19 protein-coding genes are annotated in these 22,696 nt (G+C 51.8%); 13 read left to right on the top strand and 6 right to left on the bottom strand.

All coding sequences use genetic code 11. From position 1 onward, the window contains the following. Positions 1-45 precede the first annotated feature (45 nt). The 7 genes from pdhA (at position 46) to ACTVIM_RS09615 (ending at position 8,674) form a co-directional block, all read left to right on the top strand. Positions 46-1,116: a pyruvate dehydrogenase (acetyl-transferring) E1 component subunit alpha gene (gene pdhA / locus ACTVIM_RS09645; RefSeq protein ID WP_445612459.1), complete on the top strand. Its 1,071-nt coding sequence runs from the start codon at positions 46-48 to the stop codon at positions 1,114-1,116. Between the two features lie 5 nt (positions 1,117-1,121). Next, on the top strand, positions 1,122-2,108 hold the full coding sequence (locus ACTVIM_RS09640; protein ID WP_445614341.1) for an alpha-ketoacid dehydrogenase subunit beta: 987 nt from the start codon (positions 1,122-1,124) through the stop codon (positions 2,106-2,108). Positions 2,109-2,719: 611 nt separating this feature from the next. Then, positions 2,720-4,210: a peptide MFS transporter gene (locus tag ACTVIM_RS09635; RefSeq protein ID WP_445612458.1), complete on the top strand. Its 1,491-nt coding sequence runs from the start codon at positions 2,720-2,722 to the stop codon at positions 4,208-4,210. A gap of 282 nt (positions 4,211-4,492) precedes the next feature. Further along, positions 4,493-5,593: an ABC transporter ATP-binding protein gene (locus tag ACTVIM_RS09630; protein WP_445612457.1), complete on the top strand. Its 1,101-nt coding sequence runs from the start codon at positions 4,493-4,495 to the stop codon at positions 5,591-5,593. Beyond that, on the top strand, positions 5,590-6,531 hold the full coding sequence (locus ACTVIM_RS09625; protein ID WP_445612456.1) for a carbohydrate ABC transporter permease: 942 nt from the start codon (positions 5,590-5,592) through the stop codon (positions 6,529-6,531). The genes ACTVIM_RS09630 and ACTVIM_RS09625 overlap by 4 nt, the downstream gene beginning before the upstream one ends. Beyond that, positions 6,528-7,340, top strand: coding sequence for a carbohydrate ABC transporter permease (locus ACTVIM_RS09620; RefSeq protein ID WP_445612454.1), 813 nt, complete (start codon positions 6,528-6,530; stop codon positions 7,338-7,340). Before ACTVIM_RS09625 ends, ACTVIM_RS09620 begins: the two co-directional genes overlap by 4 nt. 17 nt (positions 7,341-7,357) lie before the next feature. Next, positions 7,358-8,674, top strand: a complete 1,317-nt coding sequence (locus ACTVIM_RS09615; protein WP_445612453.1) for an ABC transporter substrate-binding protein — start codon at positions 7,358-7,360, stop codon at positions 8,672-8,674. A gap of 297 nt (positions 8,675-8,971) precedes the next feature. Here the strand turns inward: ACTVIM_RS09615 and ACTVIM_RS09610 are convergent, their stop codons facing one another. Both ACTVIM_RS09610 and ACTVIM_RS09605 read right to left on the bottom strand, forming a co-directional pair. Continuing rightward, positions 8,972-9,373: a hypothetical protein gene (locus ACTVIM_RS09610; RefSeq protein ID WP_081917020.1), complete on the bottom strand. Its 402-nt coding sequence runs from the start codon at positions 9,371-9,373 to the stop codon at positions 8,972-8,974. Between the two features lie 521 nt (positions 9,374-9,894). Further along, positions 9,895-11,082: an IS701 family transposase gene (locus ACTVIM_RS09605; protein WP_445612376.1), complete on the bottom strand. Its 1,188-nt coding sequence runs from the start codon at positions 11,080-11,082 to the stop codon at positions 9,895-9,897. 160 nt (positions 11,083-11,242) lie between these two features. Between ACTVIM_RS09605 and ACTVIM_RS09600 the strand changes: the two genes are divergently transcribed. Then, on the top strand, positions 11,243-12,403 hold the full coding sequence (locus tag ACTVIM_RS09600) for a CapA family protein (protein ID WP_445612452.1): 1,161 nt from the start codon (positions 11,243-11,245) through the stop codon (positions 12,401-12,403). 45 nt (positions 12,404-12,448) lie between these two features. On the opposite strand, the gene ACTVIM_RS09595 is transcribed toward ACTVIM_RS09600, so the two are convergent. From ACTVIM_RS09595 to ACTVIM_RS09585, 3 genes are all read right to left on the bottom strand, one after another. Further along, complete coding sequence (locus ACTVIM_RS09595; RefSeq protein WP_445612451.1) at positions 12,449-13,042, bottom strand: class D sortase; 594 nt, start codon at positions 13,040-13,042, stop codon at positions 12,449-12,451. Further along, positions 13,043-14,356: a processed acidic surface protein gene (locus ACTVIM_RS09590; protein WP_445612450.1), complete on the bottom strand. Its 1,314-nt coding sequence runs from the start codon at positions 14,354-14,356 to the stop codon at positions 13,043-13,045. A gap of 897 nt (positions 14,357-15,253) precedes the next feature. After that, entirely contained in the window at positions 15,254-16,690 is a 1,437-nt protein-coding gene (locus ACTVIM_RS09585; protein ID WP_445612449.1) for a DDE-type integrase/transposase/recombinase, read from the bottom strand. Between the two features lie 168 nt (positions 16,691-16,858). Here ACTVIM_RS09585 and ACTVIM_RS09580 point away from each other — a divergent pair, with 168 nt between their 5' ends. The 4 genes from ACTVIM_RS09580 to ACTVIM_RS09565 all read left to right on the top strand — a co-directional run bounded on the left by ACTVIM_RS09580 (position 16,859) and on the right by ACTVIM_RS09565 (position 20,870). Beyond that, positions 16,859-17,842: an MBL fold metallo-hydrolase gene (locus ACTVIM_RS09580; RefSeq protein ID WP_445612448.1), complete on the top strand. Its 984-nt coding sequence runs from the start codon at positions 16,859-16,861 to the stop codon at positions 17,840-17,842. 170 nt (positions 17,843-18,012) lie between these two features. After that, the gene (locus ACTVIM_RS09575) at positions 18,013-19,263 is read left to right on the top strand and encodes an esterase/lipase family protein (RefSeq protein WP_445612447.1); all 1,251 of its coding nucleotides are present in this window, start codon (positions 18,013-18,015) and stop codon (positions 19,261-19,263) included. 528 nt (positions 19,264-19,791) lie between these two features. Further along, the gene (locus ACTVIM_RS09570; RefSeq protein ID WP_445612446.1) at positions 19,792-20,097 is read left to right on the top strand and encodes a 4a-hydroxytetrahydrobiopterin dehydratase; all 306 of its coding nucleotides are present in this window, start codon (positions 19,792-19,794) and stop codon (positions 20,095-20,097) included. Continuing rightward, complete coding sequence (locus ACTVIM_RS09565) at positions 20,094-20,870, top strand: 3-hydroxybutyrate dehydrogenase (RefSeq protein ID WP_445612445.1); 777 nt, start codon at positions 20,094-20,096, stop codon at positions 20,868-20,870. The genes ACTVIM_RS09570 and ACTVIM_RS09565 overlap by 4 nt, the downstream gene beginning before the upstream one ends. Positions 20,871-21,089: 219 nt before the next feature. On the opposite strand, the gene ACTVIM_RS09560 is transcribed toward ACTVIM_RS09565, so the two are convergent. Continuing rightward, the gene (locus ACTVIM_RS09560; protein WP_171660627.1) at positions 21,090-21,617 is read right to left on the bottom strand and encodes a YceI family protein; all 528 of its coding nucleotides are present in this window, start codon (positions 21,615-21,617) and stop codon (positions 21,090-21,092) included. 163 nt (positions 21,618-21,780) lie between these two features. Here ACTVIM_RS09560 and ACTVIM_RS09555 point away from each other — a divergent pair, with 163 nt between their 5' ends. Beyond that, positions 21,781-22,638 carry a MurR/RpiR family transcriptional regulator gene (locus tag ACTVIM_RS09555; RefSeq protein ID WP_031409050.1) on the top strand — a complete coding sequence of 286 codons (858 nt, stop codon included), beginning with the start codon at positions 21,781-21,783 and terminating at the stop codon, positions 22,636-22,638. The last annotated feature ends 58 nt before the right edge of the window (positions 22,639-22,696 follow it).

The raw sequence follows: 22,696 nt of genomic DNA, 5'->3' as shown, positions 1-22,696 counted from the left end.
AATCATCGGCATCCACGCGCAACACGTTTCAAGTGGGGGGATTTCATGGAAGAGCAATTTCCGTTGCGACAAATCATCAATGAACGAGGAGAGCTTGTTGATGAAAGCTGCCGTTTCCACATAACGGAGGAGCTAGCGAAAACGATGTACCGCCATCTTGTGCGGACGCGGACATTCGACCGGAAGTGCGTTCGGTTGCAGCGGCAAGGGCGAATCGGCACGTACGTTCCGTTTGAGGGGCAGGAGGCTTGCCAAGTCGGGAGCGCCTTGGCGTTGGATAAGGGCGATTGGATGTTCCCGACTTATCGCGATCATGGGGCGATGATGACGTTTGGCCGTTCGTTGGTGACGACGCTTCTGTATTGGAAAGGGCGGACGGAAGGATGCGTGCCGCCGGTGGGGAAAAAAATAGCGCCGCCCGCTGTGCCGATCGCCACACAGCTGCCACACGCCGTTGGGGCGGCTTACGCAGAACGGAGAAAAGGGACGAAAAGTGCGGCTATCGTTTATTTCGGCGATGGAGCCACGTCGGAAGGGGATTTTCATGAAGGAATGAATTTGGCGAGCGTGTTTCATGCGCCGGTGGTCTTTTTCAATCAAAACAATCAATTTGCCATTTCGGTGCCGATCGCTCGCCAAATGAAATCCAAAACGATCGCGCAAAAAGCGCTCGCCTATGACATCCCTGGCATCCGTCTGGATGGGAATGACGTCTTCGCGGTTTACATTTACACGAAAGAAGCGCTCGAGCGGGCGCGAGGCGGAGGGGGACCGACCTTGATCGAGGCGGTGACGTGGCGTTACGGCGCTCATACAACGTCCGACGATCCATCAAGATACCGCGATCAGACGGAAAGCGAACGGCGGCGGCAAACGACCGATCCGATTGTCCGGCTCGAACGGTGGATGAGGCGGGAAGGCTTGTGGAGCGACAGTTGGGCGAAAGCGGTTCAACAGGAAGCGGAAGAAGAAGTCGAAGCCGCGGTTGCCGAGTTTGAACGCTATCCTTCTGTGCAAATCGAGGATATGTTTGATGATGTATTTGCCAAACGAACGCCGAAACTCGAAAAACAAAAGCAAGCATACTTGGAATGGAAACGGGGGGCGGTTCGGTGACAACGATGGCAGCAACCAAAACGATGACGTTGGCGCAGGCCATCCATGATGCGCTGCGTTTGATGCTGCGTGAGAATGGTGACATCGTGCTGCTTGGCGAAGATATTGGTCGAAACGGCGGCGTGTTTCGCGTCACCGATGGGCTACAGGCGGAATTCGGCGAAGAGCGGGTGATGGATACCCCGCTTAGCGAAGCGGGCTTTACCGGTATGGCCATCGGCATGGCGATGGCCGGTTTTCGACCGGTCGTCGAGATTCAATTTTTAGGCTTCATTTACCCCGCCTACGAGCAAATCATGACGCACGCAGCGCGCATGCGCATGAGGACGCGCGGGCATTTCACCGTTCCGCTTGTTATCCGCGCCCCGTATGGCGCTGGTGTGCGCGCTCCTGAAATTCATTCGGACAGCACTGAAGCGCTGTTTACCCATATGCCGGGGGTGAAGGTCGTTTGCCCTTCTTCGCCGTACGATGCAAAAGGGCTGTTGATTGCGGCAATCGAAGATCCAGATCCGGTTTTGTTTTTGGAACCGATGCGCTGTTACCGGTCTGTGCGTGAAGAAGTGCCGGATGGCAAGTATACGGTTGCCATCGGCAAAGCGCGGAAACGGCGCGAAGGGGAAGATGTGACGGTGATCGCTTGGGGAGCAATGGTGCCAGTGGCGATGAAGGCGGCCGATCTCGCTCTCGAGCGCGGCATTTCTGTTGAAGTCATTGACTTGCGCACGCTTGATCCGCTCGATGAGGAGACGATCATCGCTTCAGTAAAAAAGACGGGGCGGACGGTTATTGTGCAAGAAGCGCCAGCCACTGGAGGGGTTGCTAGCGACATCGCGGCGTTGATTAACGAGGAAGCGTTTCTGTACCAAGAAGCGCCCGTTGCCCGGGTAACAGGTTATGATGTGCCGGTGCCGTTTTTCGCCTACGAGGACGAATACTTGCCATCGCCCGAACGCGTGCTCGCAGCCATCGAGCGGACGGTGCGCTTTTAATCGAAGACGCTTTCGGAAGAAGCGGTTGGGCGTCGAGATTCTCGTGAAATGACTGGCCTTGCGGGTCGAACATCAGCTAGAGGAGCGGTGATGAAAGGAGCAGCTCGCTTCACCGCTAAGGGTTTCAAAATGAAGCAACTTTGATGTCGTTTGTTTCTCATTTGACGTGATTGAGCGCTAGTTAGGAACGAGCGGCGGGGGTGCCCCAAAAGGACTGGGGGACCCCTTTTCTCATCGCCATATAGAAGCACCGGTCGCTTCCCTGCCAGACGATTATGTTGTGTCTTTCTTGCGGAGGGATCGCCTTTTGGGTCAGCCCCGGTTGTTTCTTTTGAACGATGGCGGAGCGTGTGAAAGACGATCCTGATACGACAGAGCTTTTCTATTTGAGAAACAAGGCTGATAAGCGGCCTGCTTCCTTCAATCACCAACTTTCTGAACTCTGCGAATCAATTATCTGTTTTTTTGAAAAAATAATATTATTAAAACAAAGTAGGTATAAATGCGAACAATCTCAAACCATATACCGATCTTTTTTGAGGAATCAAAAGTTTTTTGACAATATAAATAGAATAAATTATTATAGTAAAAGAGTTAAAGGAGGGTTTGTTATGTCATCAATCAATAAGCAAGAAATCGCTGCCAGCGTTCCCCAGCGCGGCTTTTTCGGCCATCCGAAGGGGCTGTTTACGCTCTTTTTTACTGAGTTTTGGGAGCGCTTTTCGTACTATGGCATGCGCGCCATTTTAGTGTATTACATGTATTATGAAGTGTCGAAAGGCGGATTGGGGCTCGATGAGCATCTAGCGCTCGCGATCATGTCGATTTACGGGGCGCTTGTGTACATGTCGGGAATCATCGGCGGCTGGCTTGCCGACCGTGTATTCGGTACGTCGCGCGCGGTCTTTTACGGCGGCCTTCTCATTATGGCTGGCCATATCGCGTTGGCCGTTCCGGGCGGGGCGGCGGCGCTGTTTGTGTCGATGGCGTTCATCGTTCTTGGCACCGGGTTGTTAAAGCCGAACGTCTCGAGCATTGTCGGCGATATGTACAAGCCTGGCGATGATCGCCGCGACGCCGGGTTCAGCATTTTTTACATGGGCATCAACCTCGGGGCGTTTTTGGCTCCGCTTGTTGTTGGCACAGTGGGGATGAAATACAACTTCCATCTCGGTTTTGGGCTCGCTGCTGTCGGTATGTTTCTTGGGCTAGTTGTGTTTGTGGCGACAAGAACGAAAAATCTTGGGCTGGCCGGGACCTATGTCCCCAACCCGCTGACGCCAGAAGAAAAGAAAAAAACGGCGGCGGTCGCCGGGGGCGCAGCGGTCGTGATTGCTGTGCTGCTCGCGATTTTGATTCCCAACGGTTGGTTTACGGTGGAAACGTTTATTTCCCTTGTTGGTATTTTAGGCATCATCATCCCGATCATCTATTTTGTCGTGATGTATCGCAGCCCGAAAACGACAGCCGAAGAGCGGTCGCGCGTCATCGCCTACATTCCGCTGTTTGTCGCTTCGGCGATGTTTTGGGCCATCCAGGAACAAGGGTCGACCATTTTGGCGAACTATGCGGATAAACGGACACAGTTGGATGTCGCTGGCATTCATCTCTCGCCAGCTTGGTTTCAGTCGCTCAACCCGTTGTTCATTATCATCTTCGCGCCGGTGTTCGCTTGGATGTGGGTGAAGCTCGGCAAACGGCAGCCGACGATCCCGCAAAAATTCGCTCTTGGCCTGTTGTTTGCCGGCCTGTCGTTTATCGTTATCCTCGTGCCTGGGCATTTGAGCGGTGGTGAGCTCGTCCATCCGATTTGGCTTGTGTTGAGCTATTTCATCGTCGTGCTCGGCGAGCTTTGCTTGTCGCCGGTCGGTCTGTCGGCGACGACGAAACTCGCCCCGGCGGCGTTTTTGGCGCAAACGATGAGCCTTTGGTTTTTGTCAAACGCGGCGGCGCAAGCGATCAACGCCCAGCTCGTCCGCTTTTACACGCCGGAGAATGAAACGGCGTACTTTGGCACGATCGGCGGTGTCGCGCTCGTCTTAAGCTTCATCTTATTCGCGCTCGCACCAAGCATCCAGCGGTTGATGAGAGGGGTCCGATAATTGGGCGGATGGTTGCCGCTGTTTAGGAAGACAATCGTATTTAAAGACAGGACGCTCTGCGTTGGCAGGGCGTCTTTTTTATCGCCCTCAACATAAGTCCGTACGGTGACAGCTTAATGAACCGTGTGCCGGAGAACGAGAGGGGCAAGAGTCTTGCACTTTGAAGTGGTAACGTGGGGAATTTCATTACGAAATATTTACATAAATCAAAATATACATTCAGACCATATTTACAAAAATGGATTACGATGGAATCGAAAACGGGAAAAGAGGGGGAAGGGAATGGCGTTTCTTGAGCTTATTGATGTGACGAAATCGTATGATGGCAAAAAGCAGGTTGTGGAGAATGTGAGTGTGGCGATTGAATCAGGAGAGTTTTTTGTGCTTGTCGGCCCATCGGGATGCGGTAAAAGCACGCTGCTGCGGCTTATTGCTGGCCTTGAATCGCTGACGTCCGGTTACATATTGATCGACGGGCAGGTAGCGAACGATTGGCCGCCTCATGCGCGCCGATTGTCGATGGTTTTTCAAAACTATGCGTTATATCCGCATTTGACCGTCGAGCAAAACATGCGCATCGTTTTGCAAGCGCAAAAGGTGCCGAAAGAAGAGCAAAGGCGCCGTTGCCTAGAAGCGGCGGAAATGCTCGGGCTGACGGATGTATTAGGACGAAAACCGCGGGAACTGTCGGGAGGACAGCGCCAGCGCGTCGCTTTAGGGCGGGCGATTGTAGCGAGAACGCCGCTTTGCTTAATGGACGAACCGCTCTCCAATTTGGATGCGAAACTGCGAGCGACCATGCGCGTTGAGCTCCGCCGTTTGCAGCGGCAGCTCGGCATGACGGTGATTTACGTCACCCATGACCAAACCGAGGCCATGACGATGGCGGATCGGGTCATGATTTTGCGGGCTGGGCATCCGCAGCAAGTTGGCGCCCCGCTTGATATATACAATCATCCGGCCAATACGTTCGTGGCTTCGTTTGTTGGAACGCCGCCTATGAACTTGGCAGAGGCGCACGTGCTTGAACATTCGCTTCTTTTGCAAAACGAGCGCCCCGTTCGCTTGATGCGCCGCCCTTTGCCGAAGACAGAACGGGTGACGATCGGCCTTCGTCCGGAGCATATTCATCGAGCGGCGCTCGGAGACGGGCATGTAACGGCTAGCATCGTCCATGTAGAGCGGCTTGGCAGCGAAACGCTTGTAACGTTTGAATTGACGAAACAAATTCATTGGACGGCGCGTTGGAACGGACAAGCAAATGTGGCTGTCGGCGAAGTGGCGTCATTTTCGTTTGATGAACATGCCCTCCACTTTTTCGATGGCCACAGCAAGCGGATCGGGCCGCTGACGAGAAGAGAAGAGGAGGCATTTGAGCGATGAATGACCGGGTTTCATCCCCCATGCCATCAGCATGGCCCGTTCCAACCCAGCCGACGGTGCGGCGGACGGCGATGAAGGCATGGATGGAAGGGATGGTCTATCTTTTGCCTTCCTTGCTGTTGTTTGGCGTCTTTCTGTTCTATCCGTTGGCAAGAACGTTGTACTTAAGCATGTTTTCTACGAATTACCAAGGAGCTCCCATCCGTTTTGTAGGTTGGGCGCATTTTGCCGCCCTGTTTCAAGATGAATCGTTTTGGCACAGTGTAAAGACGACGTTTTCTTTTGCCGTCCTTACCGTTCCGACAACGGTCGCCATTGCTTTCTGCCTAGCGCTGCTCGTCCATGAAAAGCGGAAAGGAATCGGGATCTTTCGAACATTGTTCGCTTCGACGATGGGAATGAGCGTGGCCGTAGCTTCTATTATTTGGATGTTTATGTACAACCCAGCCATCGGGATCATGAACCGCTTGTTGTCTGCGCTTGGCTTTCCCGCTGTTTCGTGGCTGCTTGATCCCGATACGGCGTTGTATGCGGTGGCGGTCGCAACGATATGGATGAATATTGGTTTCACCTTTTTGTTGTTGCTGGCCGGCCTGCAAAACATCGATCCGTCCTTGTACGAAAGCGCGCGCATCGCTGGACTTAGCTATTGGCGCCAATTATGGACGGTGAGCGTGCCGTTGCTATCGCCGACTTTGTTTTTTGTCACGACCGTCTCGCTCATCCAAGCGCTGCAAACGTTCGGACAAATCGACTTCTTAACGAAAGGCGGGCCGGTGGATGCCACCAATGTGTTCGTGTATGCCATTTACCGGGAGGCGTTCGTCAACTATCAGTTCGGTTTCGCCAGCGCCCAGGCGATCGTACTGTTTGTCATCATCGCCGCGATTACATTTTTGCAGTTTCGGTTTGCCGAGAGGAAGGTGCATTATCAATGAAAACGGTCCGGTTTGTTGCTTATTATGGGGGGCTATGCATATGTTCAGCGCTTCTTTTATTTCCGATGGTCTATGCTCTGTTGATGAGCTTTATGGATAAAGCCGATATCTTTGCTGGGCGCCTGTGGCCTGAGCGGTGGGAGTGGACCAACTATCAAGCGGCGTTCAAACAGGCGCCGCTCGGGTCGTATTTGCTCAACAGTTTGTTTGTCGCTTCCGTGATTACGATCGGTCGCCTGATCGTTTCGAGCTTGGCTGCTTTCGCTTTTGTGTTTCTCCGCTTTCCCGGCCGCGATGCCTGGTTTTACATTTGCATTGCAACGATGCTCGTTCCGTGGGAGGCGACGGTCATTCCGAATTTTTTAACGGTCCAGCAGCTCGGTTGGACGAACCATTATTTCGGATTAACGATTCCCTTTTGGGCGATGGCGTTCGGCATCTTTTTATTGCGGCAACAGTTTCGCCAAATTCCTTACGAGCTGTATGAGGCGGCTCGTCTGTCCGGCATCGGGAATTTCCGCTTTTTTTGTCGCATTGCGTTGCCGCTTTCCAAAACCGGCTTGGTGACACTGGCGGTTTATAGTTTTTTGGATGCTTGGAACATGTACTTATGGCCGCTGCTTGTCACGAGCGATGATCGCGTCCGCACTGTGCAGATCGGGCTGAAGCAGCTGCAGACGCAAGAAATGGCGAACAGTTGGGGCGTCGTCATGGCAGCGGCCGTTGTGGCGATGCTGCCGACATTGGCACTGTTGTTTGTCGGCCAGAAGCAGTTGCGTAAAGGATTGATGCAAGGGGCCATCCAATAACAGGGGAGGAGAACAACGTGAAAAATGTTTTGCTTGGATTACTACTCGCTTTCGTATCGATCATCGCTGGATGTTCAAGTGTGGATTCCAAGGGGGAGACCGCCAATCGAAAAACGGAAGTGGTGTTTTGGCACTCGATGAGCGGGGATTTGCAGCCGGTGTTAGAGGAAATTGTCAACGATTTTAATCAAACTCATTCAGACATTGAGGTCAAACCTGTGTTTCAAGGTACATATGAAGAAGCATTGACGAAATGGAACGCGGTGGCCGGAACGAAAGAAGCGCCGACGATCATGCAGACGTTTGAAGTCGGGACGAAGCATATGATCGACAGCGGGCAAATCGTTCCGGTACAAACATGGATCGACAAGGACCAGTACGACGTTTCGCAATGGGAGAAAAACATTGTTCGTTATTATACAGTCAACGGGCGAATTTACTCCATGCCGTTCAACTCATCGACGCCGGTGCTAATTTACAATAAGGATGCGTTCCGAAAAGCGGGGCTCGATCCCGAAAAACCACCGCTCACTTACAGTGAACTGAAAGAAGCGGCGAAAAAGCTGACAAAGAAAAGCGGAAAGGAAACAAAACAATATGGATTCTCGATATTGAACTACGGCTGGTTTTTTGAAGAGATGATCGCCGTGCAAGGCGGATTGTATGTCAACCATGACAACGGCAGAAGCGCGGATGCCACCGAAGCGGTGTTTCATGGACAGGAAGGAAGACGAGTGTTTGAGCTGATCCGCGATATGTATCGGGACGGCACGTTTTATAACGCCGGGCAAAATTGGGACGATATGCGCGCGGCGTTTCAAGCAGGAAAAATAGCCATGTATTTGGATTCATCGGCTGGCCTCAAGTCGCTAATCGACAACTCACCGTTTTCGGTCGGGGTTTCGTATTTGCCCGTTCCGGACGGGATTGAGCGCCAAGGGGTGGTCATCGGCGGCGCTTCTCTTTGGATGATGAAAGGAAGCAGCGAGAAGGAGCAGAAAGCGGCTTGGGAGTTTATGAAATACGTAACCAGTCCTTCCGTTCAAGCCAAGTGGCACGTGCGCACAGGGTATTTTGCCATCAATCCCGCCGCCTACGATGAACCGCTCGTTAAAGAAGAGTGGAAAAAGTACCCGCAATTGAAAGTAGCTGTTGACCAGCTCCATGAAACGAAGCCAACGGCGGCGACTCAAGGGGCGCTCATAACGGTATTTCCGGAATCGCGCCAACACGTAGTAAAGGCGATGGAGCAGCTATATGAAGGGGTAGATCCGCAAGAGGCGCTCGATCAGGCGGCCAAGGAGACGAATCGGGTATTGCAAAAAACCAATTGATCGAATGGTCATATGGAGATGCAAACAAAGCCACACAACATTTACCCGTGTGGCTTTGTTTATCGTCCGAATTCGTTCTTTTGCTGGCCAAAGGCTGGATGGACGTCGAAACAACCATTGCAGCCCAAGCGATGGACCGAGCCCGGAGAGGATATGATAGCTCGCATCGTAAGGTTGGCAGCCAAACAAAAAGCGAAAGGAAGATGTTCGCTTAGACTATTGTGCTCCTGAAACGCCTTGACGGAATTGACGAACGAGCCGCGGAAGATGTTCACTTAGACGTGCTCACCATGCCTGCTAGTTTGCCGCCTTCAACAAGTGGATTTCCTCTTCCACCCGCGCGATGCGGCCAAGTTGATAATCAAGACGCTGATGAATGAGGGAGATGTCTTCTTTGGTCGCCATGTTTCCGCGAATGTCGACGACTTCGCCGCGAAGGTTGGCAATTTCATGGCGCATGCCGTCTTGAATGCTTCGCTGCTCGAGTTGATTGTCGCGGATGGCTTTGATCATCTCCGTATTTTCTTTTGTTTGCTCTTTTAGCCAGCGCAGTTCTTCTTCTTGTTTGTCCATCCGTTGTTCAAGCCGATCCATGCGCCGTTCGAGCTTGTCTACCTTTTGTTTCACGAGCTGGATTTCCTGTTTCATGGCATCCATGTCTTTTTTCATAGTATCCATGTCTTTTTTCATGGCATCCATATCTTTCTTCATGATGTCCATGTCTTTCTTCATGATGTCCATATCTTTCTTCATGATGTCCATGTCTTTCTTCATGATGTCCATGTCTTTTTTCATGATATCCACGTCTTTTTTCAGCGTATCGACATCTTTTTTCAACGTATCGACATCTTTTTGAAGGGTGGCGATGTTTTGCACGACCGTTTGCAAATTTTGTTTGACTCCGGTCATGTCGTGAACGAGATGCTGCACGAGTTCTGTCAATTGACGCAACAGTTGTTCCTCCATCAGAAAAGGCAACCTCCTTGATCCGATTTGGTGAGTGAAAGGGCATTTCCGACAGTGCAGTGGAAGGGATGTGTGAGGTGTGAGAGTGAGGAAGGAAATGCCTGTGAGGCCATTATATCACGAAACATGGAAGCCATCACGCAAAAAAATTTGCTAGTCAGAAAGGAAAGAACGGGAAAAGTGTCGAAGGATCTGTAGATGAGCATTTTTCATTACAATAATTTCCATGCCCTAAGAGACAAACAGGGGACCCCTTAGGCGACATGGAGCTGTTTTTTGATCACATCAATGGGAATATCTTGCTTCGCGGCATCGTAGATGAACTCGACGACGCTGTGCCCTTTCCGAGACCGAAGAAGCTCCAGGCCGGAAGAGAGGTCTTGCTGAGATTCGGCGATGCTGTATACGCAGGCGAACAGCACCACGGCCCAATACCGTTTCACCGCCCGAATGTGACGAACACGGTACCCATCGAGCTTCAGCTGGTCTTTGGCCTGCCGGAAAAAGCATTCGATCGTCCAGCGCTGGGCATAATAACGCAAGATCTCTTCATCGCCTAGCTCCCGGTCGGTGCTCAAGACGACATGGAGATGATCTGGCGTCATCGGTTCATCCGCCTTCCAAGCCAGCAGCACCACCGCGTCATCGAGGCCATGGATCGCTCCCTCGTAGCGATACACGCGGTAACGCTCCTTCCCCACCGTGACGAGGTGGGTGTCGTTGGGCTCGATATAGCGGGCGAACTTCTTCGCTTGGATGGCGATACCTTTCGGATAGAGAATCCGGTTCGTCTTGAGCATGGCGATGACATGGAATCCTTGTTTCAGGCAGGCTTCGATGAGCGCTTGGGACGGATACCACGAATCCATGAGCACATACACCGGCTGAGCCCGTTTCCCCTTGAGCGAGGAAAGCATCTCGATCGCTAGGTCGATCTTGCTTCTTCCCGCCGTCTTGTCATACAGACGAAAGGCGAACGGGAACGCTTGCGAGAAAGTATGCACCATCAGCCAAACGAGCGAATGCCCCCAAACGGATTGATGATCTTTGTGCGAGTAGTGCCAATCACACCCTTGAATGGCGCGGGCAGCCCGTGACGAAGGCTTCGTTTTTTGGCAAATCGTATCATCAATCGAAACAAAAAGGGGTTGATTCTCCTGTTTGGCGATTCGCTGGATGCGATGAAGGATCCATTGCTGGAGTTTGCGAAGCAACGTCTCTTCATCCCAAGGGCTTTTCGTGAAAAAATGGCTGAGCGTGGTTCGATGATTGGGATGAAAACTCCAGTGATGGACATCGGTCAATGTTCCCGAAAATCCCTTGGTAGTCAAGGCATCCACAATATGAACGAGATGCTTGATGACCGGTTTCGAGAAATAAAGCGCCAATCCCAGCGTCATGAAAAACTTGTGGATTCCTTGATGATGTGCTAATCTATTCATGAGACATGAACCTCCTTGTGGGTAGTTTGAGCACATCTATTTTACTCAAGGAGCTGGGTTCATGTCTCCTTTTTTGTTTAGCTGTCAATTTATGTTAGCAAATTTGCTCATCTACAGGAAGGATATACAAAACGGCAGGGAAAAAGATAGGAGAAGGGATATGGACATACGGAGAAAAAACATCCAGAGAAAAAGAAAAGGTTTAGCGCTTCTCTTCGTTTCAGCGCTGCTGTTGCTCTCGTGTGACAAAGTTGTTGAACATGGGGGAGATGAAGTGTTAGCAGCGCGAAAGGAAGAGGTGAACTCCGTGCCGCTGCCTAGCCCGGCTGATAAGACGACTATAGCGCGAGCGGCAGTGAAATCCACTGTGCGGAGACCGGATGAAGTACGCATCACCATCAGCGCTGCGGGCGATGTGACGCTTGGGCGTGATGAAAACTACGGTTATACGTATTCGTTTGATGAAGAAGTGAAAAAGCATGGATTGCGTTATTTTACGAAATACATTGAGCCGATCTTCAAGAAAGATGATTTTACGACCGTCAATTTGGAAACGACGCTGACGACCTCGACGCGGAAGGCAAGCAAGAAATTTCGTTTTCGCGGCCACCCGAGTTATGCAAAAATCTTAACCTATGGCGGCATTGATGCGGTCAATCTCGCGAATAACCATACGTACGATTATTTGCAACAAGGATACAAGGACACAATTGCTAGTTTAAAAAAGGAAAATATCGGTTATTTCGGTCGCACGCTCCGGCTGTTGAAAACGGTGAAAGGAGTCCAAATCGGGGCGCTCGGCTATGAAGGCTGGAGCAACACCAGCACGCTGCGCAAGCAAATCGCCAACGATATTCGCATGCTTCGGAAACAAGGAGCCGATCTCATCCTCGTTCATTTTCATTGGGGAGTGGAACGAAGCTATGTGCCAAACAGCACGCAAAAGGCGCTCGGCCGCTTTGCGATTGACAGCGGCGCCGATTTGGTCGTCGGCCATCATCCGCACGTCGTTCAGGGGATTGAAGAGTATAAAGGCAAATTCATCGTTTACAGCCTTGGCAATTTTATGTTTGGCGGAAACAAAAATCCGAGCGACAAAGATACGTTTGTCTTCCAGCAAGTGTTTTCTTTTCAAAACGGCAAGCGGACGACCAAAAAAGAAATCCGCGTCATCCCATTTCGCATTTCATCGGTGACGACAAGAAACAATTATCAGCCGATGCCGTTAACGGGAAAGGAAGCAGACCGGGTGAAACGGAAAATGGTCTCGCTGTCGGCGAAAATCAAAAAGCCGACTTGGACGGCGTACGAAGGGAAGTAAAAAAGGATGGCCCTTGTTTCGGCCATCCTTTCGATTTTCGCAACGTTAAGAGCGTTCATTGATTAAGTTGGCGACGAGCACGTACCGCTGCGGAGCGGGGCCGACGTAGCGGAATGGATAACACGTGGAAACGGTGAGTGTCGCTTTCGGCTTTGGAACGATGACCGTCCGGTCGTCGGCATCGACGATGCGCACTTTGCGCACTTTATAGGTGAATGTGCCAGCGGACGTGCGGACGATCAAGAGATCGCCTTGGCCGACTTCGCCAAGACGGCGGAAGACCGTGTCGCGATGGCCAGAAAGCACGCAGTTGTCCGCCTCGCCTGGCAGGACACTGCCCGCGTAATGGCCGACCCCTTTTTCCAACTCGTCTTCATCTGTACCGTGGTAAATCGGCAGGCTGGCGTTGAGCTTCGGAATGATGAGTACGCCGATTTGTTCACCGATTTTTGGTTGTTTTGCGTAGAGAGGAGCTTGGCTTCGAATCGGCGCGGCGTCCACTGGTCGCTCTGTTTCAGCGGACATCGGCTTGGCCGCTTCTAGGCCGCTTTTCCATTTCAGACCACTAACGCCAACTACGGCGATTCCTGCTGCGATCAAGCTTGCTCCAAAAAAGCGCACGAGCCGTTTCCCGTTCATTTATTTCGCCTCGGCTCCTTGGCGGAAGCGGACAAGGAATGCACCGGCACCGATGAATGCCAAGCCAAACAGCATATAAGCGGCATACGGGGATGCCGTTTTCGGCAGTTTGGCTCCGGCTTCGCTCCGCTTCAGCGGTTTCGGCGTCGCCGGCTTCACTACTTTTTCGATTTTCGCTGCCTGGCCGCCTTGTTGTAAGTCTTTGCCGATTTCATCGAATAGGTCAGAAGCAAACATCTCTTCGGTCACGACAAAATCAGCCAGTCGCTCGCCGTCAGTGCTGTAAATTTCAACAAGCAAATCGTAGCCGTTCGCTGATTCCATTGTCAGCAGCGTCGACAGGCTGAGCGGCTTTTTCTCGCCGTCTTTCGTCAAATAAAACTTTGCTTCCAGCTGGAATGTGGAAAGCAGATCGGTCCATACATCGGCGATCTCAGCGATTTGCGTTGGCGATAGCTCCGTCATGCTGGTGAAATCGTACGCCCCGATCGCCTCAAGCCGTTGGCCGATTTCTTCCATTTTCTTGGCGAATTGCGGATCTTCCATATTCAGCGATTCAAAATGGGTATAGAGCTTTTCCAACTCTGCGTCCGTCAAACCGAGCTCGTCCAAATCCGGAAGCAAGTAGTCGATGACGGCCTCCGACAGTTCCTCGACCGTCGCATAATGGTCAAGCGAATCGCCGTTTTTAGACAGCAGTTTTTCCAACTGCGTCTTCGTCATGCCAATTTCTTGCAAAAATTCGTTTAATGTTTCCTCGGTCAACGGCGTCAAATTTTGATAATAATCGACAATATCTTTCAGCTCGCCGATTGAGTGGTAATCGGCCAACGATTCGCCGTGCTGATCAAGAAGAGCGATGAGCTCTTCCTTTGTCATTCCGTGTTCGTTTAGAAAGGCGGCTAGCGTTTCATCAGTGATCGGAACGGAGTAATGTTTAAACAGTTCGATATATTCTTCGAGATCATTGTAAAATAAAAACACATCGGTAATGGCCTGTGCCTCTTCCATTTCTCCATTGTCGATAAGCATTTGTCGAAGCTGTTGTTCGGTCAATCCGTGTTTGGCGAGCAACTGAGCTAAATTTTCTTCCGTGAGCGGCTCGCCGAGTTCGCGGCGTAATTCGTCCACGCTGTCAAACTCATCGAGCGAATAGCCTTCATAGTCCAAATAATTTTCCAGCTCTTCGACTGTGATCCCGGCTTCATTTAAATACTGCTCTAAAGCTGGATCGTTGCGTTCAATGGCGAACGCTGAAGCTGGCCATACAGTGGCGATGGATGCGGCCAAGGCAAAAGGAACGATGTTTTTCATGTCGTGACCTCCGTTTGTTTGATATACGAATTCAGTATATAGGGACATGAGAAGGATGAAAATAGAGAAATATATGGAATTTTTTTGTTTAGAAAAACGTTATAAGTTGCAATAGAGAATTTCTCATGTTTCGTTTCGATTTTCATCTCGTTCCTCTTAAGCCGGAGCGAAGTTGTTTCGGCACTTGTCTGTTCTTTGTTTGTCTTGCCTGCAAAAGAATAGAAAGTGTAAAATAAAGGTGATTCCGCTTTCATCATGCGCGCTCATCTCCGAGGGCGATGGAAGGTGATTGGCAGAGTAGTCAGTTTTGCCGACAGGAGAGGCGTACAGATGACCGGGAGAATGATTGATCGCGTTCACCGGGCTTGCAAACGTCTCCACAGCTTCAGACCACAGGTTGGCCATACTTGAGCAACAGACATTGCACTCTTCTTGACAACAAGCTGCACATCCTCGTTCGCATGTCATTTCCGAAAGAAGTCTCCCAAGAAACGTGAAAGGCACAACTCTGGCAAGCAGGGAAGGCGATTATCGATTGGCCAACACCGTCCGATCTTCCATCCATTGAACGAACAGCTTTGAATCGAAAGAATGGGTAGAACATCCCAGTTCTCAAGAAATGGCGAAAGGCAGGTAGCGTCAAAAGTTCTATGAAAACTCCACACAGACCATCCCATTGAGCATCGTGGGGCATGCAGAGAGCCGGATTCGCCCTTGACCAACACCCGCCAAAGGTGCGGAAGAGTCGTCAAGGGCGACGGGGACAAAAAAGAAGGCAATAGGAAAGCCGCCCTTGCCTTTACCGAATTTTACCTTTGGCGGTGTTCGGTTGGTCAAGGGTTCGCTTCGCCGAATCCGGCAGGAGTTCTGTTCAACGGGCTCTGGAGGACAAAAAAGTTAGGCTGCCTCGTTTTGAAGGAAGTCCTGAGCCATGGCGATCAGCTTCGTCCACCGGGCCGGCATATGCGGCAGCTCGGCGAGCTCCGGGATGACGACCGGCACCCGGCCTTCGAGCGCGCTATGCGGGCGCAGAAAGTTAAAATACGCCACAAACAGCGTCACAAAGGACACCGAGCCTTCCTCGGCGCCAAACCCATGGGTCGGGCGGTAGTTGCCTTTAAAGGTCCGGTTGAATCGCTCGATGATCTGCTTGAGAGGGCGAAATTCTTCCGAGACCGGATCTTCGTTGGTCAGGCCGATTACCTGGCGGACGTCAAACGAAATCCCGTGCTGGGCAAAGAAGTGTTGCGCCAACAGGTAAATCGGGTTGCCATCCACGACGAACGACAAGTCGTCTGGAAGGGACGGCAGCTTCCTGAGGACATCATTGATCGCCTTGATGGCCGAGAGCGTGTCCCGGTTGGGCGAGACGCGATAGGACAGCACGATCTTTTTCACCGCGTCGAACATAAAGAATAGGTAATGCCAACGGCCCTTCACACGAATATATGTCTCGTCCCCACAGAACGAACCGGACAGCTCATACGGAAATCGGTCGACAAAGGGCTTGATCCAAAGCGCGACGCTGTTGGCGTAGTTGAGCACCGTCTGATGAGAGATCGAGACGCCATGGATGTCCTTCAGGGCGGCGGCGGTTTCCCTCGAGGACATCCCAAAGTTGACGTAGTACGTCAACACGAGCCCCAACACGTGCGGCGACGCAGCCAGCCGGGACAAATCGACCTTCGGCTTGATGAGCGACGAGGAAGCCAACGGGAGAAAGTCAAACAAGAACTCCCGAAACAAATACCGCACCTTGAAGGCTTGAGGATTCTGTTGAAACTGTTGGCGCTCTTTCTTCGTCATCCGGCGAAGGTTGGCCTGGTAAAACGGGCAATCGTTGTTCTTGCACTTATAGATGTTGTATTCCTTGCGCTCCTTGATTTTTTCCAACGTCTTTTTGCAGTGCGGACAACGAAAGACCGCTTGCTTGGTGAACCGATTTCGGTGGTTGAACCGGCATTGGCACACTTTGCATTGGTATTGCCCTTTTCCGCCGTTATTGGCGTACAGGTAAGAAGAGGGAGCCTGGCAGCGAGGGCAGGTCAACGAATCCGGCACACGGTGTTTCGCATTCGCGCGGCGCTGGATGGGCCGTAAAGGACGTCTGTGCTGGGCTTCATAGTCTGCCAACAGCTTCCGGTAATCAAGGGTTTCCGGCACATCGATGATCGGAAGGTCATCGACCTGAAGTTTCCGGTACGGCTTTTGGATGGGTTCGTCCCAGTCCTCGAGATGCAAGGATTTCCCCAATATCACACCCATTAAATACACAATGATTTGATATTGGGTCTTGATAATTTCGAGCAAATAGGCTAATAATTGAGGTAACAAAGCTTGTCACTCCTTTGTTTTGGCTGTTGGGTGTCGTTACCTCAATGATGGCCGAAAACAATGGGGGTGGCAAGCTTTTTTTCGTTCAACCGTTGAAACTCAAGGGAAAACCGTGAGTGTGGAGGATAAACTTTTGACAATACCCGAAAGGCAAGGGGAGGGGAAGAAATGGCGTCTACGCTGGTGGAAACGATCGGGGAGGGGATGTACCGTGTTCCGATTCCCGTCCCGTTTCCGATGAAATATGTCTACTGTTACGTATGCCAGGAGGCAGACGGCTGGAGTATTGTGGACGTTGGGTTTCGCGATCGCGAGGCGATGCGCGCCTGGGAGTCAGCGTTTCGAGAGCTGGGAATAAAGCCTCGCCATGTTCGTGCCATTTATCTTACCCATTTTCATCCGGATCATTTTGGCTTGGCTGGCTGGATGCAGCAGCAAACCGAGGCTCCTGTGTGGATCAGCGCGCCCGATTATCACATGGCAGAACGGGTCTGGGGGGAAGAAGGCATCCAAGCAGGCGAGGTGGCGGCTTTGTTTCGCCGCCATGGTGCGCCAGAGGAACTGACAGCGCAAATGGAGAAAGACATGTGGAAGCTGTCGATGCGTGTGAGTCCGCTCCCGGTGCTCACTGTCTTGGACGCTTCCGACATTGTGCTTGGACAGCGGCGGTGGACGATTGTCCCGGTTCCCGGTCATAGCGATGGACTCATCAGTTTTTATCAGCCCGAATTGCGTCAATTGGTCGCGTCGGACCACGTGCTTGATCGCATTACCCCGAATATTGGTGTATGGCCGGGAGCCGACCCGAACCCGTTGCAGCAATATTTCACTTCTTTGCGCAAAGTCGAGGAGTTGGAAGTGGATATCGCTTGGCCTGCCCATGGCGGGGCCATCCACCAGTTTCGCGAGCGGGTCAGCGCTATTGTCCGCCACCATGGACAGCGGTTGCAAGCCATAAAAGCGCTTGCGACGGCTCGGGTAACCGCCTACGACATCGCGCGGCGTTTGTTTGACCATAAGCGATTGACTCCGACCCAATGGCGATTGGCGATTGCCGAGACGCTCGCGCATTTAGAGTATTTAGTATCGACTGGAGAATTGGAAAAAGAGGAGCATCAGCGCACTATCTTCTATGAGCAACCAGCTCGCTAACTAGGCTGGCGCCGTCCATTATATTGTTTTAAATAGGCTTGGTAAGAGGGGAACGGTTCGGTGTAACGCGCTGGCTTGTTCATGTCGAAATCCCGACAATTGCGGGGATTGAAGCGGAATAGTTTTATAGATAAAATATTCAGGTAATTCAGAATTATGGGGGGAGCATAATGAAATGTTGTCGGGTTCTGTTTCTGTTGCTCGGATTATGGTTTGTGTTCGGCCTATCGGTCGCGGGAGGGCGGGCCGAAGCGGCAGCTTCGCGCGCCAATGATGCCCCCATCGTGCTTCTCCACGGTTTTACCGGTTGGGGAAGGGACGAAATGGTTGGATTTAAGTACTGGGGCGGCGTGCGCGGCGATATTGAACAATGGTTGAACGACAACGGTTATCGAACTTATACGCTGGCGGTCGGACCGCTCTCAAGCAATTGGGACCGAGCGTGTGAAGCGTATGCTCAGCTTGTCGGCGGGACGGTCGATTACGGGGCAGCCCATGCGGCAAAGCACGGTCATGCGCGGTTTGGCCGCACGTATCCCGGCCTGTTGCCAGAATTGAAACAGGGGGGGCGCATTCATATCATCGCCCATAGCCAAGGAGGACAGACGGCCCGCTTGCTTGTCTCACTCCTAGAGAATGGCAGCCAAGAAGAGCGGGAGTACGCCAAGGCGCACAATGTGTCGTTGTCACCGTTGTTCGAAGGCGGCCATCGTTTCGTGTTAAGCGTGACGACGATCGCCACTCCTCATGACGGAACGACGCTTGTCAATATGGTCGATTTCACCGACCGCTTCTTTGACTTGCAAAAAGCGGTGCTGAAAACGGCGGCTGTCGCCAGCAATGTGCCTTACACAGACAGCGTGTACGACTTCAAACTCGACCAATGGGGACTGCGCCGCCAGCCGGGTGAATCGTTCGATCATTATGTGGAACGGCTCAAGCGCTCCCCGGTTTGGACGTCCACAGATACCGCCCGCTACGATTTATCCATCCCCGGCGCTGAAGCGTTGAATCGGTGGGTGCAAGCGAGTCCCCACACGTATTATTTGAGTTTTTCCACCGAGCGAACGGAGCAAGGTGCATGGACTGGAAACCATTATCCGGAGCTCGGCATGAACGCGTTTAGTGCGGTCGTTTGCGCTCCGTTTCTCGGTTCGTACCGCAATCCGGCGCTCGGTGTTGACGATCGCTGGCTTGAAAACGACGGCATCGTCAATACGGTTTCGATGAACGGTCCAAAACGTGGGTCGAGCGATCGAATCGTGCCGTATGATGGGACAATACGAAAAGGGGTTTGGAATGACATGGGAACGTACAATGTCGATCATTTGGAAGTCATTGGCGTTGACCCGAATCCGTTGTTTCCGATTCGTTCCTTTTATTTGCGCCTTGCCGAGCAGTTGGCAGGCTTGCGGCCTTAAAACAAGCGTTGGGCGAAAAAGCCATCCCGATCGGATGGCTTTTACTGTGAAAACTCGCCGGTGTATCGTGATTTTCATGCTTGGGTGGAGGGCAAAGCGTTGCTCATAGATCTTTCGTGAACATGCGCTGCCTTGATCCGTCATTTTTATGCGAAGCTATATAAGTTGAAATTTTATTTTACATCCCGCTGATTACTCTCATATCGGCTTGTACTTAGATGAAACCCGCAACGAAAAATCGGAAATTCTTTATTGCAACTTATATAGGAAGCAAGGGCTTATGAATGTTTTTTGCGGAGCAAGCTCTTAAGCTGTATGACGGCCGCGGATGTCCGATGGTATAATAAGGGTAAAGCAAGCGGATGGGGAATGGGCGCGAAGTCGATCGAGCGGCAAAAGAACGGTATACGTTTATGGCAAGTGGGATGGAAGGTGGAAGATCATCAACGGCGCGCCCTACAACATGACACCAGCTCCTTCATTTGTCCATCAGTATTGCAAAGGAATCATAGAAAGTGAGGGATCACAGTGCGGTTAACCGAAGAGGAAGTGCAAGCGCTGCTTGCCAAAGCAGACGGCTGGAAGCTCACCGACGAGCGATGGATCGTGAAAAAATACCGCTTTCAAGACTACTTGCAAGGCATTGAGTTCGTCCGGCGAATCGCCGCCATTTCCGAAAACGCCAACCACCATCCGTTCATTTCCATCGACTACAAGTTGATCACGGTGAAGCTGTCTTCGTGGCGTGCGAAAGGGTTGACGATGCTCGATTTTGATTTGGCGAAGCAGTATGATGAGGTGTATGAGCAGATGAAGCAGGGGGAAGGGGAATGATCGTGCATCGCACAGCCCTCGTCACCGGAGCGGCGCGGGGGATCGGCTATGAAGTAGCGAAAACGTTGGCAACCAACGGCGTGAACGTCGTGCTTGCCGACTTGAAGCAGGAAGAGGTGGAACAGGCGGCAGAGTCGTTGCAGCAGCTAGGTTGCGAGGCCGTCGGCGTCAAGTGTGATGTGACGGCGGAAGAAGAGGTGAAGCAAACGATCCATGAAACGGTCAAACGGTGGGGGCGCCTCGATATTGTCGTGAACAACGCCGGTTTGCAATATGTCGCCAATATCGAAGATTTTCCGACCGAGAAGTTTGAGCAGTTGATCCGCGTCATGCTCGTTGGACCGTTTTTGGCCATTAAGCACGCGTTTCCGCTGATGAAGGAGCAGCGCTACGGCCGCATCATCAACATGGCGTCGATCAACGGGTTGATCGGGTTTGCCGGAAAAGCCGCCTACAACAGCGCAAAACACGGGGTAATCGGCTTGACGAAAGTGGCGGCGCTAGAAGGGGCACCGTACGGGATTACGGTGAACGCGCTTTGTCCGGGGTATGTCGACACAGCACTCGTCCGCAATCAGCTCGCTGATTTGGCGGCGACAAGGAAGGTGCCGCTTGAGAAGGTGCTCGAGGAAGTCATTTACCCGCTCGTGCCGCAGCGGCGGCTCTTGTCCGTTGAAGAAGTCGCCCATTATGTTCTCTTTTTGGCAGGCGAACAAGCGAAAGGCATCACCGGGCAGGCGGTCGTGATCGATGGCGGATATACGGCGCAATGAGGCGAAACAAAAGGCTGCCATCGCACAGCGGTTTCGTTTCAAAGCCGAAAAGGATTGACTCTGAAGGTGATCCGCCAGAACATGTGGTCGAAATGGTTTTGTGTGCGTCTTATTAGGAAAAGGGGATTCGCCTTCAATGCAGCATCGTGTTGTTCGATGTGTATATAGCCGCAAAAGAAGGTGTCCCGAGGCAACGGGACACCTTCTTCGCTGCGCCGCTCAGCTGAGGGCGAACTCAAAGCTGGCGTTGAGTTTTACCTCTTTTCCGACGAGGAATCCGCCAGTTTCGAGCGCGACGTTCCACACCAATCCGTAATCTTCACGATTGATCGTTCCTTCGACGTCAAAGCCGACGGTGATGCCGCCGGTAAGCGGGTTTTTCACTTGACCGTTGTATTCGACTTTGAACGTTTCCGTTCTCGTCACGCCGCGAATCGTCAGCTGTCCGGTCACTTCGTATTCAGTGTCGGACAGTTTGCGCACCGAGTCGCTGACAAACGTGATGGTCGGATAGTTCTCGACATCGAAAAAGTCGGCCGAGCGGAGGTGGTTGTCGCGGTCGGTGTTTTTCGTATCGATTGAAGCGGCGTCAACCGTTACCTTTACTTTCAGCGACTCCAGTTCATTCACATCGCCTTGCACGTCGACGTCAAAGTTGGTAAATTCTCCTTTTGCTTTGGAAATCATCATATGCCGGACTTGAAAAGTGATCGAGCTGTGCGCTTTGTCAAGTTGGAATGTTGTCATTGTTCTCCCCCTCTTGGTTACTTCATCATTCCATCATTAATCATAGCAGATATATATCTTGAATTCAAACATTTTTTATTCAAGTTTTTTGTGGTGTAGAGTCCAAAGGGATATCCATGATAAGATGGAAATAGCAACAGTGGCCGGAAAGGATGGGACCATGATGAATGAAATAGGGATCTTAGCGAAAATCGAACAGCAGCTCGAGCAATTGTCACCGGCGGAACAAAAAGTGGCTGCCTATCTTCTTCGCCATGCGGAGCTGATTCCGACGATGACCACCAAAGAGTTGGCGCGGGCAGCTGATACAAGCGAGGCGAGTGTCGTTCGCTTTTGCAAGGCGATCGGCATCGGCAGCTTTCCGGGATTGAAGCTGGCGCTTGCCCGTGAGTTGGCGATGGCGGATATGAACATTAATGATTTTTCCATCATTGACAAGCCGAATGCGCCGTATGAGCTGTTTATGAAAGTGACCTATGTGAATAAGGCGGCCATTGAGGCGACGACGACAACACTCGATAAGCGCGAGTTAGAAAAAGCCGCTGAGGCGATGATCAAAGCCAAGAAGATGGTTTTTTACGGAGTAGGCGGCTCTGCAGCCGCAGCGGTGGACGCTAGTTATAAGTTTACGAAGCTTGGCTACATGGCGGCAACATCGCCTGATTTTCATACGATGCTGCCACTGGTGGCCCATTTGAAAGAAGGAGATGTGTTCGTGGCCATATCGACGTCAGGGCGGACGAAAGATGTATTGGAGATCGCCCGGTTTGCCAAAAAGCAGCAGGCGACGGTCATTGCCATTACAAAGCTTGATCCTTCATCACCGTTATATAAGGAAGCGGATATTCGACTTGCGCTGCCGGACGTTGAGCAAGATCATCGCATTGGCAGTATGGCATCGAGAATGGTGCAGCTCAACGTGATCGATGCCTTGTATTTGATTACGTTCCATCGGGTGGGAAGCCGGGTCATTGAACGATTTCATCAAACAAGAGAAGAAGTGGTGCGGTTGCGGAGGTAAAGCGGGCCTGAGACGGGCCCGCTTTTTTTGTGGGAATGTTTCAAACAAAAAAGAATAC

The organism is Geobacillus sp. YF-1, from assembly GCF_052692335.1.
The sequence above is the reverse complement of the archived record's forward strand: the minus strand, read 5'-3'. Positions and strand labels throughout refer to the sequence as shown.